Source organism: Pseudoalteromonas sp. SWYJZ19, from assembly GCF_015864375.1.
Classification (GTDB): domain Bacteria; phylum Pseudomonadota; class Gammaproteobacteria; order Enterobacterales; family Alteromonadaceae; genus Pseudoalteromonas; species Pseudoalteromonas arctica.
The window spans coordinates 67,468-83,733 of record NZ_JADYXI010000019.1; the positions used below are offsets into that span (position 1 = coordinate 67,468).

General features: G+C 39.0%; 18 protein-coding genes. 2 read left to right on the plus strand and 16 right to left on the minus strand.

What is annotated here, in order from left to right; all coding sequences use genetic code 11:
* Window positions 1-54: 54 nt before the first annotated feature.
* From I6F45_RS16785 to I6F45_RS16830, 10 genes are all read right to left on the minus strand, one after another.
* Window positions 55-2,361 (minus strand): methyl-accepting chemotaxis protein, encoded by a 2,307-nt coding sequence (locus tag I6F45_RS16785; RefSeq protein ID WP_197119882.1) that lies wholly within the window; start codon window positions 2,359-2,361, stop codon window positions 55-57.
* A 45-nt stretch (window positions 2,362-2,406) separates the two neighbouring features.
* Window positions 2,407-2,892 carry a chemotaxis protein CheW gene (locus I6F45_RS16790; protein WP_007584959.1) on the minus strand — a complete coding sequence of 162 codons (486 nt, stop codon included), beginning with the start codon at window positions 2,890-2,892 and terminating at the stop codon, window positions 2,407-2,409.
* On the minus strand, window positions 2,889-4,979 hold the full coding sequence (locus I6F45_RS16795) for a chemotaxis protein CheA (RefSeq protein WP_007584958.1): 2,091 nt from the start codon (window positions 4,977-4,979) through the stop codon (window positions 2,889-2,891). Before I6F45_RS16795 ends, I6F45_RS16790 begins: the two co-directional genes overlap by 4 nt.
* Window positions 4,980-4,989: 10 nt before the next feature.
* Window positions 4,990-5,352, minus strand: coding sequence for a response regulator (locus I6F45_RS16800; RefSeq protein ID WP_007584956.1), 363 nt, complete (start codon window positions 5,350-5,352; stop codon window positions 4,990-4,992).
* 8 nt (window positions 5,353-5,360) lie between these two features.
* On the minus strand, window positions 5,361-5,633 hold the full coding sequence (locus I6F45_RS16805) for an STAS domain-containing protein (RefSeq protein WP_002959595.1): 273 nt from the start codon (window positions 5,631-5,633) through the stop codon (window positions 5,361-5,363).
* 152 nt (window positions 5,634-5,785) lie between these two features.
* Window positions 5,786-6,403 (minus strand): SCO family protein, encoded by a 618-nt coding sequence (locus I6F45_RS16810; protein WP_197161252.1) that lies wholly within the window; start codon window positions 6,401-6,403, stop codon window positions 5,786-5,788.
* Window positions 6,400-7,329, minus strand: a complete 930-nt coding sequence (gene cyoE, locus I6F45_RS16815; protein ID WP_024594295.1) for a heme o synthase — start codon at window positions 7,327-7,329, stop codon at window positions 6,400-6,402. The genes I6F45_RS16810 and cyoE overlap by 4 nt, the downstream gene beginning before the upstream one ends.
* Before the next feature lie 12 nt (window positions 7,330-7,341).
* Window positions 7,342-8,331: a COX15/CtaA family protein gene (locus I6F45_RS16820; RefSeq protein WP_197119880.1), complete on the minus strand. Its 990-nt coding sequence runs from the start codon at window positions 8,329-8,331 to the stop codon at window positions 7,342-7,344.
* A gap of 28 nt (window positions 8,332-8,359) precedes the next feature.
* A complete protein-coding gene (locus tag I6F45_RS16825) occupies window positions 8,360-8,854 on the minus strand; it encodes a transmembrane cytochrome oxidase associated protein (protein ID WP_197161254.1) in 495 nt (164 codons plus the stop codon).
* A complete protein-coding gene (locus I6F45_RS16830) occupies window positions 8,844-9,584 on the minus strand; it encodes an SURF1 family protein (RefSeq protein ID WP_197119879.1) in 741 nt (246 codons plus the stop codon). Before I6F45_RS16830 ends, I6F45_RS16825 begins: the two co-directional genes overlap by 11 nt.
* Window positions 9,585-9,598: 14 nt before the next feature.
* Here I6F45_RS16830 and I6F45_RS21580 point away from each other — a divergent pair, with 14 nt between their 5' ends.
* A complete protein-coding gene (locus tag I6F45_RS21580; RefSeq protein ID WP_076916441.1) occupies window positions 9,599-9,907 on the plus strand; it encodes a DUF2909 family protein in 309 nt (102 codons plus the stop codon).
* Here the strand turns inward: I6F45_RS21580 and I6F45_RS16840 are convergent.
* The 5 genes from I6F45_RS16840 to lexA all read right to left on the minus strand — a co-directional run bounded on the left by I6F45_RS16840 (window position 9,810) and on the right by lexA (window position 15,086).
* Entirely contained in the window at window positions 9,810-10,685 is an 876-nt protein-coding gene (locus I6F45_RS16840; protein ID WP_024594298.1) for a cytochrome c oxidase subunit 3, read from the minus strand. The genes I6F45_RS21580 and I6F45_RS16840 overlap by 98 nt on opposite strands.
* A gap of 35 nt (window positions 10,686-10,720) precedes the next feature.
* Window positions 10,721-11,251 carry a cytochrome c oxidase assembly protein gene (locus I6F45_RS16845; protein WP_002959612.1) on the minus strand — a complete coding sequence of 177 codons (531 nt, stop codon included), beginning with the start codon at window positions 11,249-11,251 and terminating at the stop codon, window positions 10,721-10,723.
* Entirely contained in the window at window positions 11,251-12,843 is a 1,593-nt protein-coding gene (gene ctaD, locus I6F45_RS16850) for a cytochrome c oxidase subunit I (protein WP_007584944.1), read from the minus strand. Before ctaD ends, I6F45_RS16845 begins: the two co-directional genes overlap by 1 nt.
* Window positions 12,843-13,985: a cytochrome c oxidase subunit II gene (coxB, locus tag I6F45_RS16855; protein WP_024594300.1), complete on the minus strand. Its 1,143-nt coding sequence runs from the start codon at window positions 13,983-13,985 to the stop codon at window positions 12,843-12,845. Before coxB ends, ctaD begins: the two co-directional genes overlap by 1 nt.
* 483 nt (window positions 13,986-14,468) lie before the next feature.
* Window positions 14,469-15,086, minus strand: a complete 618-nt coding sequence (gene lexA, locus I6F45_RS16860) for a transcriptional repressor LexA (protein ID WP_007584941.1) — start codon at window positions 15,084-15,086, stop codon at window positions 14,469-14,471.
* 167 nt (window positions 15,087-15,253) lie between these two features.
* Here lexA and I6F45_RS16865 point away from each other — a divergent pair, with 167 nt between their 5' ends.
* Window positions 15,254-15,694, plus strand: coding sequence for a PaaI family thioesterase (locus I6F45_RS16865; protein ID WP_007584940.1), 441 nt, complete (start codon window positions 15,254-15,256; stop codon window positions 15,692-15,694).
* Here the strand turns inward: I6F45_RS16865 and I6F45_RS16870 are convergent, their stop codons facing one another.
* Window positions 15,695-16,075: a hypothetical protein gene (locus I6F45_RS16870; RefSeq protein WP_197161261.1), complete on the minus strand. Its 381-nt coding sequence runs from the start codon at window positions 16,073-16,075 to the stop codon at window positions 15,695-15,697.
* Window positions 16,076-16,266 lie beyond the last annotated feature (191 nt).

Consider the following 16,266-nt stretch of genomic DNA (forward strand, 5'->3'; position numbering starts at 1 on the left):
AATAATACCTCGCTGTGATTATGTATTCAGCGAGGTATATAAGAAGATTGGTTGTTAAAATTCTTCCCATTCATCAGCAGAGTCTACAAAGTTATCGCCTTTGGGTTTATTACTTACAAAACTGCTTTGCGACTTATGAGATAATTTAGGTGTGCGCATAGTCGGCGAAATCATCGCCATCTCTTGCTGACCTATTGAGAAAAAGTTGAGTAGTTGGCGCATCTCATTAGCTTGCTCAGCCATAGACTCGCCAGCGGCAGAGGCTTGCTCTACTAAGGCGGCATTTTGTTGCGTCATTTCGTCCATCTGTGAGATGGCGGTATTAACTTGTTCAATACCCGCACTTTGTTCCTCAGATGCCTCTGTAATATCAGAAATCATTTGCGTCACTCTTTGTACCGATACAACAATCTCTTTAAGTGTAGCGCCCGACTCATTAACTAATTGAGAGCCATCAGCTACTTTGCCTACACTATCTCTTATTAACTCTTTAATTTCTTTCGCTGCGCCTGCAGAGCGCTGTGCTAAATTACGAACTTCACCTGCAACAACCGCAAAGCCTCGACCTTGTTCACCAGCCCTTGCAGCCTCTACTGCAGCATTAAGCGCTAATAAGTTAGTTTGAAATGCTATTTCGTCAATGACACCAATAATATCTGCAATTTTCTTGCTCGACTCATTAATTGCCGACATGCTCGTAACTGCTCTATTTACAACCTCACCACCTTGAATCGCCTTTTCGCATGTTTCTTCTGCTAAATCGTTTGCCACTTTTGCGTTATCAGCATTTTGGCGAACGGTGCTAGTCATCTCTTCCATGCTCGACGCTGTTTCTTCAAGTGACGAGGCTTGCTCTTCTGTACGTTGGCTTAAATCAGCATTACCTTGAGAGATTTCCTCTGCACCACTGGCTACAAGCGTTGCCGATGAATTAATGCGATTAATCACTTCCGTTAACTTATCTGCCGTAGCATTAGCATCGCGTTTGAGTTTATCAAATGAGCCTTTATATTCTTTTTCAACTCGTTTTGATAAATCACCATTTGCCATCGCATCGAGCATACTGCCCGTGTCAGCAACTGCATCATCAACTATTTTAACTAAGCTATTTAGCCCTTGAGCCAAACGTAAAAAGAATCCTTCCTTGCCTTCTTCCGCGACTCTTGTATCTAATTCGCCATTACCTGCAGCGCTAATAAGTTCGGCTATTTCTTTTTCAAGCGCAACCTCATTGGTCCTATCTTCCCACTCAACAATGGTGCCTAAATGCTTTCCATCTTGGCTAATCCAAGGTGAAGCAATCAAGGTGAAAGTGACACCCGCTAAAAGTAATTCGGCTTTATGAGGCTTATCGAGATTTTTTAATAAATCGCGCTGATGATTAGGGTGCTTATGAAAATCATCAACACAGGTGCCAATTAAATTATCAACAGAAAAGCTTGGTAATACAGTTTGTAATTCTTTTTCGCGGACTTTTAGCATTTGCTGAACACGATCGTTCACAAATACTATATTAAGGTCTTCATCAGCAATCATTACGTTCGCTTGGCAAACTTTAAGCGCATTTGCTAAATCGGCTGCTTTGCGAGATGCTTTTTCAAGCTCTTTTTGTTCAGTAATATCAGATGCGTATTTAATCACTTTAAACGGCTTGCCGTTCATATCATAAATTGGGTTATAAGATGCTTGAATCCAAACCTCCTGACCCTGCTTCCCTATTCTTAAATATTCCCCTGAATCAAATTCACCACGACCTAGTTTGGCCCAAAATTCTTTATATTCGATACTATTTGCATGTTCGGGTTCAATAAAAAGCCTATGGTGCTGACCTTTAATCTCGCTAAGTTGATAACCAAGTGCATTTAAAAAGTTATCATTGGCATCAATAATAGTGCCATCTAAATTAAACTCGATAACCGCTTGAGATTTACTTATAGCACTAATTTGCCCTGAGGCTTCTGCTGCTATTAACTTTTGCTCGGTCACGTCGGTGGCAAATTTAACTACTTTTAATACTTGCCCTTGCTCATCAACAATTGGGTTATAAGTTGCTTGGATCCATACCTCAGCTCCACCTTTTGCATTACGCTTAAACTCATCTGAGATAAACTCGCCATTACGCAGGCGTTGCCAAAAGTTCTTATAATCGTTGCCCTGAGCTTCATCTGGGTCAACAAACATAGAGTGATGCTGGCCTTGAACCTCTTCAAGGCGATAGCCCATCGCGTTTAGAAAATTCATATTTGCAGTAATTATTTTTCCGTTAGGTTCAAACTCAATCACCGCTAATGATTTATTCAATGCGTCTACAATTAAATCATTACTTGATTTTGACTGCTTTGGATTACTAAACCATCCCATGCTCATCACCACCTTTAAGTTTATTATTCATTTAGTTTCTATTTGCTAAATATTCATTGTTTTTTGCAGGTCAATTAGCGCTACCATTTTTTCACCAACATTCACCAACCCAGCTACATATTCACAATTATTCGACTCAGATAAACTAGGAACAGCTTTCGCATCTTGCTCCGCAATACTGTAAACATCAGAAACGGCATCAACAGCAACACCTATAATTTTACTACCTAGTTCAAATTCTATTTTGACAACGATAACCACCGTTAATGGCCCATAGTCGACACTTGGTAATCCAAAGCGCAACCGTAAATCAATAATTGGCACTATTGTTCCACGTAAATTAATAACGCCTTTTACAAATTCAGGCGCATTGGGCAGTACTGTAATTTCTTCCCAACTGCGAATTTCTTGTACTGTTAAAATATCAACGCCGTATTCTTCATCAGCCATAATAAAAGTTAAAAACTGTTTTACACCTTGCTGTTGCTGAAGATTTAATTGATTACTTAACTGGCTTTGCTCTGAGCTCATAACGCCTCCAAAGTGGCTTGCGTTTCAATCGTTAATTCTTGGCTACCTGGTTTTTTTAAACCTGAGAGCTTTATTAAGCCGCTAATGTCCACAATCAGCGATACACGCCCATCGCCTAAAATAGTGGCTCCCGATACGCCATCAACTTTATGATAGTTAGCCTCTAAACTTTTAATAACAACCTGTTGTTGAGACAGTAAATCATCAACTAATAAACCCACCTTTTGGTTATCTGTTTCTACAACAACAAGCAGCGTTTTATCGAGTGATTCAATGGCATTTTTATGATTAAAAATATCGTAGAGCCTTAAAATAGGAATGTATTCGTCCCGAAGCCTCAATACATCAAGGTTTTTACCCACTCGACTCACTTTAGCAATATCAATTTGCAGAGATTCCACAATAGAAATGAGCGGGATAATATAAGTATGCTGAGCCACCTTAACTAATTGCCCATCTAAAATAGCGAGAGTAAGTGGTAATCTAATAGTAAACGTAGAACCAACACCGGGCGCTGAGGTTACCTCTACTGAGCCATTTAATGATTGAATATTTCGCTTAACTACATCCATCCCAACTCCACGACCAGATAAGTCACTTACCTCATCCACTGTCGAAAAGCCGGGCATAAAAATAAGCTCATTTATTTCATCGTCACTGAGATGGTTATCAGCTGAGATTAATTCGTTAGCGATGGCTTTTTCTTTTATTTTTTTTGTATTTAACCCCTGCCCATCATCCATTATTTCAATAACAATGTTTCCACCCTGATGAAACGCATTTAAGGTTACTGTGCCAACGGGATCTTTACCTGCCGCCAGTCTTTGCTCAACAGTCTCTAATCCATGATCAAGTGAGTTCCTCACTAAATGCACCATAGGATCGGATATTTTTTCCATTACTGTTTTATCAAGCTCGGTTTGCTCTCCAATCAACTTTAGCTCAACTTGCTTATTTAGTTTTTGCGCTATATCTCGCACTAATCGAGGAAAACGACTAAATACAAAGTTTATTGGCAGCATACGAATGCGCATCACATTTTCTTGTAAATCACGCGTATTATGGGCAAGTTGCGCTAGACCTTCTTGTAGTAAAGTGATTGTGGCTGGTGTGATTTCTTGTTCGCTAAGCTGATTGAGCATCGCTTGTGTAATAACAAGTTCACCTACCATATTTATTAACGAATCAACTTTATCAATACCAACTCGAATGGAGGTAGATTCTGGTGTACTTGCAGGTTTTTTATCTTTATTAGCAGCGGGTTGCTTTGGCTTACTAGGTAGCTCAGCTACTTTTATTAAATCGGATGTTTCAAGCTCAACAGCTTTAGATATCTCACCTTGATTAGGTTGTATTTGCTCATCATTGCCAAATAAGCCTCCGCATAATTCAATTTTTATGTCGGCATCGTCTTCTACCCATTCAAATACTTCTTTTATGGCTTTTTCATCATGGCTAGTATCTAAAAAAAAGCGCCAATGTAAAAAGCATTCATCACTACTTAAATCGGTGATTTCTGGAACTTCATCGTAAAATACTGTGGTTTCTAACTCACCTAGCTCTTCAAGCTCACTGATCATATACAGTGGCTCGTTTCCTGTTTTAAATAAATGATGATGGGGTTTAAAGTCTATTTGATAGGTGTTACTACTTGTTTGCTCTTCACAGCTTTGAGGTTTATTCTCTTGTGTTTCGTTTTTCATTCCAAGTACATGTTCAAATTGTACTTTTAACAAATCTGCCTCAGTTAAATCTGGCTCTTGCTCACCTTGAAGTGCAGCAAGTAAAGCGCGCAAGCAATCCACAGCTTTGAGTAATAAATTGACATGCTCGGTACTAAGCTCTCGTTCACCTTGGCGAATTTGATCCAGTAGTGTTTCAAGTACATGAGTAAAGTCAGCAACGGAGCTAAAGCCAAAAGTGCCACTGCCTCCTTTTATTGAGTGAGCAGCTCTAAAAATAGTGTTGATAGTTTCTAAATCTTCCTCACCTGGCACTAAGTTTAATAGCTCAGCCTCCATGGTATCTAGGCCTTCAAAACTCTCTTCAAAGAAAACTTCAAAAAATTGACTTAAATCTATACTCACACTGCGCTCCTTAGCGAATAACTTTTTTAATTACCGCTAGTAGCTGATCGGGATTAAATGGTTTTACAATCCAACCTGTTGCACCAGCAGCTTTACCCTCTATCTTTTTTTCTAAGCCCGACTCTGTAGTAAGCATCAGTAGTGGTGTAAATTTATAACTCGGTAAAGTACGCAGCTCTCGTATTAATGTAATTCCATCCATTATTGGCATGTTTACATCTGAGATCACGGCATCAAAGTCTTGTTGCTTGGCAATAGCGAGAGCTTCACTGCCATCCTTAGCTTCGGTTACATCAAACCCGGCAGTTTTTAATGTAAAGCTCACCATTTGACGCATCGATGCTGAATCATCAACCGCTAAAATTCTTTTCATATATACCCCTAACTTTTACTTTCGGTTGTTAAGTATTGGCTTAAGCCAAGTTTATTAATTGTATGCGTTAAGGCCTCGCTACTGCCTACCCATATTATTTTGTGCTGTATAGTAAGTAGGTGTTTTTGTAAGGCGCATAAAAGTTGAATTGAGGCAGTATCAGCAGAAATCACATCGTTAATATCAAGACAGATATCATCGTTGCTATTGAGTTCGTGTAGTAAGTCTTGATGTAGTGTTTCAACTTGCGTAATAGCAAGTTCGCTCGGAAGTTTTAGCATTTAGTAAGTGCATTCCCTGTCAATTCAATTCATAACAAAAGCTTAGCCCTAGTTATTAAAATTGCCATAAAATGCTTAATTAAATTTAACCTGTCGTTAAAATACAAAAAAAGGAGCCTAAAGCTCCTTTAAAATTGGTAAAAAGTAAAAAACTAGTTTTTATAGTAATCAGCTATTTTTTTAAACTCTTGCGTTAAAGTCGTCGCATTAATTAATGGCACACTACCTTGTTTAAATTCTGGTTTAAAAATAGCTCTAACGGCTCCATTTTGATCAACCATAGCGACCGAGGCACTATGATCAACAGCATATTCTGATTCACTACTATCGCTAATGGCGTAAATTAAACCAAGCTCTCGAACAACAGGAAAAAGGTGTTTATGTTCCCCTGATACAGCTAAAAAGTCTGGGTTAAAGTAATCTATATATTGCTTTCGTTTAGCTGGTGTATCGCGTTTTGGATCAACCGATAAAAACCAAATTTGCAGCGGATAATCTGCTTGTAAGTTTTTATAAACAGCATTTAACTTAGCAAGTGTTAATGGACAAATATCTGGACAGCTTGTATAGCCTAAAAATACTAAATTCCACTGTCCTACAAATTGTTGCTTAGTCACTAATTCACCGCGCTGATCGTTTAGCGTAAAATCAGACAGTGGCTTTGCATTTTCGTAAACTAATGCATCGACATCTGGCGGACTATTTTCGTTTGAACATGCCGATAAAAACAAAACTAAAACAACGATTAATCCAAGCCATAACTGCTTCATAAAGGGAGCCATTTATCTATAAATAAGATTACGAAGAGTACCATTAAATGAATAATCGAAAAACGAAATAAGTCCATTGCAGTCTCATCATTTCCAGCAATTTTTAATTTGACGGCTTTATATATAAACACTGCATTTAATACACATGCACCTATCAAATAGATTAATCCAGACATACCAATTAAATAAGGCAATACGCAAACTACAGCGAGTAAAACAGAGTAAGCAACGACGCACGTTTTACAAAAGTCGATTCCATGGGTTACTGGTAACATAGGGATTTTAGCGCGTTCGTAATCACTTTTTCGTGCTATAGCCAGCGCCCAAAAGTGTGGCGGAGTCCAGGTAAATATTATCATTACAAGTAACCAAGGGGCTGCTGCCATTTGGTTTGTTTCTGACACCCAACCTAATAATGGAGGCATTGCGCCAGCCAACCCACCTATAACAATATTTTGCGGTGTAGCACGCTTTAAAAATGATGTATAAACAAATGCATAACCTACCAATGCAAATAACGTTAATATAGCGGTTAAGGTATTAGCCCACACCATTAGCATAATAAAACCAGCAACCCCAATAACAGCTGCAAAACTAAGCGCATGTGTTTTACTTAAACGCCCTTTAGCCACAGGGCGATGACGAGTCCGTGCCATTTTTGAGTCTATCTCGCTATCAACTACATGATTAATAACCGCTGCAGCAGCAGAAAGTAGCCCTATACCTAACAAGCTAATAAACTGTACGACCATACCGCGCCCTACATCGGGAGCCAGCGCTAAACCAACCCAAGCTGTTAGCACCAACATAGCTACCACTTTAAATTTACTAATTGCTAAGTAGTCTTGCAGCAAACTATGAGTACGCGAAATTAGCGATTGAGTATTAACGGGTAGCAGTATTTTTTTATCTATTATAAGTGCCATCATATTTCCCCTTTATGTGCGTGATTTTAGGTAATAACACAACCTAACTATGCTTAATAACAGTATGGCTGCCATCAAGTTATGCGCCAGTGCAACTCCCAACGGGATATGCCAATGTACTAAAATAAGCCCTAAGCTAATTTGGCAAAGCAAAACAAGTAATACACTCACAACGCAATTTTTAATTTTTTTAGAGTGCGCTTGGCTGTATATTTTCCACATAATTAACGCCAGAACAATGCAAGTAACGAGTGCCCAAATGCGATGTAATAAATGAATAGACATACGCGCTTGCTGCGATAACACACCAAACTCATAATTACTGTGCTCAAGTGGTAATTGAAATACGCTACTCAATGAAAACGGTTGTGCGTAATTACACAATGGCAAACCACTACAATGTGGAGCGGCGTAATTTGCAGCCAGCCAACCACCAAGTGCAATTTGGATAATTAATACACTGAGCGCTACTAAACTTAAACCGAAATAGCGTTTTGCGCCGCTATCGCCACCCATAATAGGTTTTGCGGTTAGCCGTAAATATAAAAGCGTTATAAGTGACAAAATACTAAAGCCACCTAATAAGTGGCCCATTACAATAAGCGGCTGAAGGTTCATGGTTACTGTCCACATACCAAGAGCAGCCTGAAACACCACTAGTAGAAGTAAAGCCAAAGGCAATTTAACTGGCGTAGTTGGATATTGGCGTTTTAAAAAAGCCAACACAAATAAACCTAAAATAAGTAAGCCTAAAGCACCTGCAAAGTAGCGATGAATCATTTCTTTCCACGCTTTTGCGGTTTCGAACATCATATCGGGGTAGCTTTGAGTTGCTAAGGCTATGTCAGCCTCATGCTTAGGTACCGTTAAAAAACCATAACAACCAGGCCAATCGGGGCACCCTAAACCTGCATCACTTAAGCGGGTGTACGCACCTAAAGCAACTACAATCAAAGCGAGTAATCCTGTTATTAATACTAAGTTTTTATAATTTTTATACATCAGATACTCCAACTTAAGCTCAACTTAGTTAGCTAGAACGAGAATAGTTAAGTAATTTTTTTAGATCTTTTAATAACCCTTTTTGTACTAAACGGTTTTCTTGTGGCTCGACCTTAAAGGGATATTCAAGTACCACTAACCCCATATGATCAATCAAATACAAACTTGCAGGATTTAAACTCTGTTGCTCGGTAATAATTTTCCATGGTAGGTTTTTATTGTAGGGACTTCCCATTACAGCCATATCAACCTTGCCTTGGTTTTTACCAAGTGCCACATATAAATTATTAAGTGCATTGAGTTGTTCGCTGCATGGGGTGTTACATTCGTTTGAATAATTAAGTGCGATAGTCCATTGCTTGGGATTATTTTGCGGCCAATTTTTAAGTTTTATTTCTTGCCTTAAAAACTCGCCATTATTAGTAATTGCAGTAGGCAACCAATCAAACTTTAATGCGCCATATGCCAAAATTAATGGGATAGCGCAGCAGCCCACAAACAACACAAGGGGGTTATTTTTCATTATGTGTCCTTTTTTTACTCGCAAAAATAGCCACAACAGCACATGCAATAGCAATTAAAAACCATTGCACAGCGTAGGCATTATGCTTTTGAGGGCTCATAACAACTGCCTCATAATGAGGTGTTGCAATCTCATCACCAGTACCTTGTCTGTAAGCCATAAAATTAATTAATGATTGCTGGCTTTGAGTGTTCAGCATATTCAAGTCGATAGATTGGATTCTTGTAGGCAAGTCGTTATTTATAGTTTTATCTTCAAGCGTAAAGCTACTTAGGTTATTTTCTTTTATTTGCGCTTTAAGAATAAAAACACCTGTAGGCAGAGTAACCTTTGGCAGTGTATCTCTAGATATAGGAGCTTTTACCCATCCTAAATTAACTAAAATCACTTTTTCTTCGCTGGCTGGCTTTAGTAAAGCAAGTAGGTCGTACCCTACTTGTCCGTTATAAACTTGATTATCTAAAAGCCAATATTGGTTTTGTACAAACCGCCCTTTTAACTCAACCAATACACCTGTTTTGTTCCAGCTATCAGGCAGGTTATGTAATTGAGACCAACTCATCACACCACGAGTATGTTGCTTAGCAATAGCGGTTAGTTGCTGCTGTTTTTGCTCACCCCGCTCCAACTGCCAAAATCCTAGTCGCACACACACAAGTACAACAACCACAACCATACAAAGTGTGATTAGTGAACTAAGCTTTTGTTTGTACCATAAAACTAACTGCATAAAGGGTCAACTCAGTGATTATTAAAATTATTATCGTACTGTTGTTAATATTTATACTTTTTAACTTATTTAGAGCATTGTTTATTATGGTGTCAGGGAAAACTGGGGGACGACCTATGTCTCACTTTTTAGGTCGTCGCGTATTGTTTTCGGTCGTTGTTTTAGTTGTTGTTATTGCAGCGCTTAAACTTGGTTTTATTAAAGCAAATAATTCGCCAATAAACGCTACAGCACATATACAAATACAAACAAACACAGCCACACCACATCAACAAAGTGCCAATACCAAGCAGCTGCTTGAAAAGCAAAATGCTTATCTTTAGTAAAGTGCCCTTTTAATATCCGTAAAAATATTACAAATAAAAGTACGGTTCCTAACGTTACATGCATGCCATGAAAACCAGTCAATAAAAAGAACGTATTACCGTAAATGCCCGCATCTAGCGTTAGGTTAAGGTCATTATATGCATGCATGTACTCCTCAACTTGCAGCCCTAAAAAGCAAACGCCCAATAAAATAGTAGCGCCTAAAAAAACTTTAAGTGGAGTGCGTTTATTGTTTTCCATCGCTACGTGGGCAAAATGTAAAGTAACTGAGGAAGTAAGCAGTATTAAGGTATTTATAAGCGGTAAGCCTTGCCAGCCCATAGCTTGAGTAGTTTCACCAGCAGGTGTTGAAACTAGCGGCCAAACAGCTTCGAAAGTTGGCCATAAAACCTCGTTAGTCATTGCATTATTGCCTGCGCCTCCAAGCCAAGGTACCGACAATACGCGTGCATAAAAAAGCGCACCAAAAAAGGCCATAAAAAACATAACTTCAGAAAAAATAAACCAGCTCATACCTTGTCTAAAAGAGCGATCCATTTGTGCTGAGTACAAACCTTGGTCCGATTCATTAATTACATTTTTAAACCAGCTAAACAACATATACACAAGTACAGCAATACCGGCATAAAGCAGATAAACCCCGCTACCACCTTCTTTACCTACACTCATAACAGTCAAGCCTGCCCCTACTGCAATAAAAAACAATGCAACAGCACCTACAATAGGCCATGGGCTTTGCTCAGGTACGTAATAATGCTCATATTCTTGATTCATTTTATTTACTCCTAGTTTCACACTAGTTTAAAAAGCTAGTTGTTACTTGCCACCAGCTGTTCACTAATATCAAATACGGTATAAGATAAAGTTAATTCTTCAATATCGCTCGGCAGTGCGGTATCAACATAAAAAAGTAATTTAAATTCAAGTTCTTCCCCTGCTTTTAGAGGTTGCTGATCAAAGCAAAAACAGGCTATTTTGTGTAAATACTTTGCCGCTTTACCTGGCGAGACTGATGGTACAGCCTGCATTACTTTATCTAGGTTGCTGTTATTTTTAGCACTAAACATTACTTCACGCATTGCACCGGGTTTTACCACTACACTGTATTCTTTTGATTTAACTTCAAACGGTGCACCACTTTGTGCGTGAGTAGTAAAGCTAACGCCGACTTCTCGGTTTTGTACTATTTGTGTACTTTGCTCTGCTTGCTCAAGCGAAGGTTTTCCATTAAGCCCTGTTACATCACAAAACACGTCATACAAAGGTACTAAAGCAAAGGCAAAGGCAAACATGCCTATGCAAATAAGTACCAAACGTTTGAGTAGCGGTGCGTGTGTCATTACTTAATTACCGGCGGCGTAGAAAAAGTATGATATGGCGCTGGAGAGTCAACTTCCCACTCAAGCCCTTCTGCCCCTTCCCATACTTTTGCAGGCACTTTATCACCGCCACGCGCGCATTTAATTACCACAGCTACAAACAACAATTGCGATAAACCAAAGGCAAATCCACCAATACTTATGATTGCGTTAAAGTCGGCAAATTGAAGTGCATAATCGGGAATTCGACGCGGCATACCGGCAAGCCCTACAAAATGCATAGGAAAAAACAATACGTTCACACTCACCAGCGATAGCCAAAAATGCCATTTAGCTAGCGTGATATTAAACATATTGCCCGTCCACTTGGGCAGCCAGTAATAGGCCCCCGCCATTATCGAAAATACAGCCCCTGTTACTAATACATAATGAAAATGCGCCACTACAAAATAAGTATCGTGGTACTGAAAGTCAGCAGGTGTAATTGCCAGCATCAAACCCGAAAAGCCACCTAAGGTAAACAGCACAATAAACGCAATACTAAAAAGCATTGGCACTTCAAAAGTTATTGAGCCTTTCCACATTGTGGCAACCCAATTAAATACTTTTACTCCTGTAGGTACCGATATAAGCATGGTCGCATACATAAAAAACAACTCGCCAGCGACCGGCATCCCAGTGGTAAACATATGATGAGCCCATACAATAAAGCTCAATAGTGCTATGGAGGATGTGGCGTATACCATTGAGGCATAGCCAAAAAGTTTTTTACGAGAAAAGGTAGGTACTATTGTAGATATAATGCCAAAGGCAGGAAGAATCATTATGTATACTTCGGGATGACCAAAAAACCAAAAAATGTGTTGGAACATCACCGGGTCGCCACCGCCTGCGGCATCAAAAAAGCTGGTCGCAAAATACTTATCGGTAAGTACCATAGTGACAGCCCCTGCAAGCACTGGCATTACCGCTATTAATAAAAAGGCAGTAATTAACCACGTCCATACAAATAAGGGCAACTTCATCCATGTCATGCCTGGGGCACGTAAGTTCACTATGGTTACAATCACATTGATTGCGCCCATTATTGAACTAATCCCCATAATATGTACGGCAAATACAAACAATGCAGTATTATCATTACTGTATGTTGTAGACAGTGGTGCATAAAAAGTCCAACCAAATGCAGGACCCCCACCAGGCATAAATAACGATGCCAATAGGATTAAAAACGCAAACGGTAAAATCCAAAAGCTCCAGTTATTCATTCTTGGCAATGCCATATCTGGCGCGCCAATCATGAGTGGTATCATCCAGTTAGCAAGGCCAGTAAAGGCCGGCATAACCGCACCAAACACCATAATTAAACCATGCACGGTGGTCATTTGATTAAAAAAGTGAGGATCGACCAACTGTAAACCTGGTTGAAATAATTCAGCTCTGATCACCATGGCCATTCCACCACCAATTAAGAACATGGTCAGCGAAAAAATTAAATATAAACTACCTATATCTTTATGATTAGTTGTGTAAAGCCAGCGTTTAAAACCCTTAGCTGGGTGATGAGCATGATGAGCTTCATTGGCGTTAGGTTGTTCTACTATGCTACTCATTAGTTCGCCTCCACTTTGGCATCAAGTGCTGCCTGTATTTGACTCGGTTGAATAACATCACCCGTATCATTACCCCACGCATTACGTTTATAAGTAATAACCGCTGCTAATTGCTTTATAGATAACTGTTTGGCAAATGCTTGCATTGCCGTACCAGGTCGTCCATGGATAACTACATCAATGTGATCTTTTATATCGCCAAGCACTATAGGACTGCCTTTAAGTGCAGGAAATACACCCGGTAACCCCATGCCAGTAGGCTGATGACATGCAGCACAATTGGCCATATATACTTGTTCGCCTAAAGTCATTAATTCTTCTTTTGGGAGGGTTTTATCAAGTAATGCGGCATCTGCTAATGCTGCTTTTTGTTTAGCCTGCTTTGCATCTGCAAGCCATGTTTTAAAATCAGCCTCAGATTTAGCGACCACCACAACGGGCATAAAGCCATGATCTTTACCACACAACTCAGCACATTGGCCTCGGTAAGTACCTTCTTCGTTTATGTTCGTCCATGTTTCGTTTATAAAGCCGGGATTCGCATCTTTTTTAACTGCAAAATCAGGTACCCACCAAGAGTGAATAACATCGTCAGAAGTCATTAAAAATCGTACTTTTTGATTTATTGGCAGTACGAGAGGCTTATCAACCTCAAGTAAGTAGTTAGGATTTTTATCTGCAAGATTCGCGATTTCATCTTGCGGGGTAGATAAAATAGAGTAAAACTCTACATCTTCACCCATATATTCATAATGCCATTTCCATTGCGAGCCTGTAATTTTAATAGTGAGATCAGCTTTGCTGGCATCTTCCATTGCAATTAGGGTTTTAGTGGCTGGTACTGCCATAGCAATTAAAATAACAAACGGGATTGCAGTCCAAAGTATTTCTACTTTAGTGCTTTCGTGAAATTGGGCAGGTACAGCCCCTTTAGATTTACGGTGATGAATAAGTGCCCAAAACATAATTGCGAACACTATCACCCCAATCACACAACATATTATAAATATGGTCATGTGCAGCTGATATACATTATTGCTTATATCGGTTACGCCTTTGCGCATATTGTATTGGCTGTTAGCCAAAACTGGGTGCGAAAAAACACATAATATAAGCCACAAGGTAGAGGTCAGTTTACCCATGTGACGGCTCCTTTGATGCTATTGCGAATGCAAAGCGAAGAGGCATACGGCTTAAACGCCAATTCGTTATTTTTATTTTTTTAGTCAATCTCATTTAATATTGATTGGTTTTGCTGCGCCAACAACGGGTTTGTGTATATTGTGTGTTCTCAAAACTAAAAAGCTGTGAGTTATTATTAGCTCAGCACATTAATAATTAGCTAAAAAATGAACAACAAGCAAGTTTTAGTATAAAAAACAATCAGGTGATATTGAGTAATTAATAAAAAATCAGTAACCAACTAGGTAACAGGAAGTTCAAAAGATGAGCAAAACAAAGGGGTTTAACGCATTCGGAGGGGGAAAATATAAGTGCAAAAAAGTTTACAGCTTAAATTGTCAGTGAGCTATTTATGCCCTATTTTTAGTGCGAATTTAAAACAGAAAATGCGTACTAATTAGTACGCATTTATAAAACTGCTTGTTTAAAAGCTATTTTTAAAGTCACATCCAATCAGCGTTTCTTATAACGCCAACGGCTAAGCCTTCAATATTAAAAGACTCATTCTCAAGATCTACTTCAATAGATTCAAAATCGTCGTTTTCAGCATGAAGTAATACTTTACGACCCGCTTTCTCAAGACGTTTTACAGTTACGTCTTCGTCTAGGCGGGCAACAACAACTTGCCCGTTTTCAGCGGTTTGAGTACGATGTACAGCAAGTAAATCACCATCCATAATACCAATATCTTTCATGCTCATACCGTTAACGCGTAGTAAAAAATCTGCAGCCGGTTTAAACATTAATGGATCGATTTTGCAGTGACTTTCAACGTGCTCTTGCGCCAAAATAGGTGAACCAGCAGCAACACGCCCTATAAGCGGTAAACCTAATTGTTCTGGCTCTTCTTCTTCAATTAACTGAATACCACGGCTTGCACCTGGTTTCATTTTAATTGCGCCTTTTTTAGCAAGTGCTTTTAAATGTTCTTCAGCAGCATTGGCACTTTTAAAACCTAATGTTTGCGCTATTTCAGCACGTGTAGGAGGCATACCAGTGTCTTTAATAAAAACTTTAATTAGTTCGAGTATTTGAGCTTGGCGGTTCGTTAATGGTCGCATACAACTGGTTTTCCATACAGTACATTTAACTGTGAGTATATACAGTTAAATAAAAATCGCAAATTTAAATTAAGCCTTAAAATAGCCAAAGTAATTTCACTTGTGTACATTTTAGGGATATAACTAACGCTAGGTTTATAAATGATTAAAAAAGCAAAGGAGTCATTATGAGTATTTGGTACCAGCCCATCACTTTAGAGCTGTGCAAGCAGTTAGAACAAGGCATTGATGGCCAAGGAACATTAATGAAAACCATGGGAATAGAAGTCACTGAAATTGGTGATGATTACTTAGTAGCCACTATGCCGGCAATTCCTGAGCATCATAACCCAATGGGAATGGTTCACGGCGGTGCTAACGTTGTACTTGCCGAAACAGTTGCCAGCTATGCAGCTAACTTTGTTGTCGATTTTACAAAATTTTACTGCGTGGGGCAGGAAATTAGCGCAAGTCATTTAAAAGCATCTCGCAACGGCACTTTAACAGCAACGGCAAGAGCGTTTCATATTGGCAAACGTAGTTCAGTGTGGGAAATAAAAATTACAAATAGCCGCAATGAGCTGTGCTGCGTATCAAAAATGACCGCAGCAGTCGTAGAGCGAAGATAGTTACTTTTCGATTGGGTAAATTGTAATTTCCATACCCGCACCAATCGCAGATATACGTAGTAATGTATCTGCATCTAAGGCTTGATTAAAGCACTTAGGGGAAGTGCCTGATTCAAAACCAATATCAAACGTTCTACGTGAACAGCTTAACCATTGCTTTAGCGCGTTACGCGAACACGATTCAATAAGCTCACATATATGGTTTATTGCTTTGTCAGGCGTGTTTACTATACCTGTTGCTTCAATACGCGCTAATTGACGGTATTCGTCTTTGTCATAATGTAAAATCGTCGCGACTTTTTTCAAGTCTGCCACTAGCAAACTAATATCTTGCTTTGATTCAAGCTCAAGATCTACATTTAAAAATTGAATTTCCGACATCGTTTCGTATTTATCCTCTAATAATTTCATTGCAAACTTTAACGCAGTTTTACCGTTATACCAAATCAACTATGCTCTATTAACCACTTTATATAGATATTTCGCAGCTTTTAAGTATTTTTTAGCGTTTAAAGCTAGCTGGATATCAAACACTCAGCTCAATTAAACAAATAAGTCATGTTAGCAATTTA

Excerpts from the sequence above, each read along its gene's own strand:
- cyoE (WP_024594295.1), bottom strand. The coding sequence starts at position 7,329 with ATGGCACTTATAATAGATAAAAAAATACTGCTACCCGTTAATACTCAA.
- I6F45_RS16800 (WP_007584956.1), bottom strand. The coding sequence starts at position 5,352 with ATGAAAAGAATTTTAGCGGTTGATGATTCAGCATCGATGCGTCAAATG.
- I6F45_RS16785 (WP_197119882.1), bottom strand. The coding sequence starts at position 2,361 with ATGGGATGGTTTAGTAATCCAAAGCAGTCAAAATCAAGTAATGATTTA.
- I6F45_RS16825 (WP_197161254.1), bottom strand. The coding sequence starts at position 8,854 with ATGAAAAATAACCCCCTTGTGTTGTTTGTGGGCTGCTGCGCTATCCCA.
- I6F45_RS16810 (WP_197161252.1), bottom strand. The coding sequence starts at position 6,403 with ATGAAGCAGTTATGGCTTGGATTAATCGTTGTTTTAGTTTTGTTTTTA.
- coxB (WP_024594300.1), bottom strand. The coding sequence starts at position 13,985 with ATGGGTAAACTGACCTCTACCTTGTGGCTTATATTATGTGTTTTTTCG.
- I6F45_RS16845 (WP_002959612.1), bottom strand. The coding sequence starts at position 11,251 with ATGACACACGCACCGCTACTCAAACGTTTGGTACTTATTTGCATAGGC.
- I6F45_RS16790 (WP_007584959.1), bottom strand. The coding sequence starts at position 2,892 with ATGAGCTCAGAGCAAAGCCAGTTAAGTAATCAATTAAATCTTCAGCAA.
- I6F45_RS16805 (WP_002959595.1), bottom strand. The coding sequence starts at position 5,633 with ATGCTAAAACTTCCGAGCGAACTTGCTATTACGCAAGTTGAAACACTA.
- I6F45_RS16830 (WP_197119879.1), bottom strand. The coding sequence starts at position 9,584 with ATGCAGTTAGTTTTATGGTACAAACAAAAGCTTAGTTCACTAATCACA.
- I6F45_RS16865 (WP_007584940.1), top strand. The coding sequence starts at position 15,254 with ATGAGTATTTGGTACCAGCCCATCACTTTAGAGCTGTGCAAGCAGTTA.
- lexA (WP_007584941.1), bottom strand. The coding sequence starts at position 15,086 with ATGCGACCATTAACGAACCGCCAAGCTCAAATACTCGAACTAATTAAA.
- I6F45_RS16820 (WP_197119880.1), bottom strand. The coding sequence starts at position 8,331 with ATGTATAAAAATTATAAAAACTTAGTATTAATAACAGGATTACTCGCT.
- I6F45_RS16870 (WP_197161261.1), bottom strand. The coding sequence starts at position 16,075 with ATGTCGGAAATTCAATTTTTAAATGTAGATCTTGAGCTTGAATCAAAG.
- ctaD (WP_007584944.1), bottom strand. The coding sequence starts at position 12,843 with ATGAGTAGCATAGTAGAACAACCTAACGCCAATGAAGCTCATCATGCT.
- I6F45_RS16840 (WP_024594298.1), bottom strand. The coding sequence starts at position 10,685 with ATGAATCAAGAATATGAGCATTATTACGTACCTGAGCAAAGCCCATGG.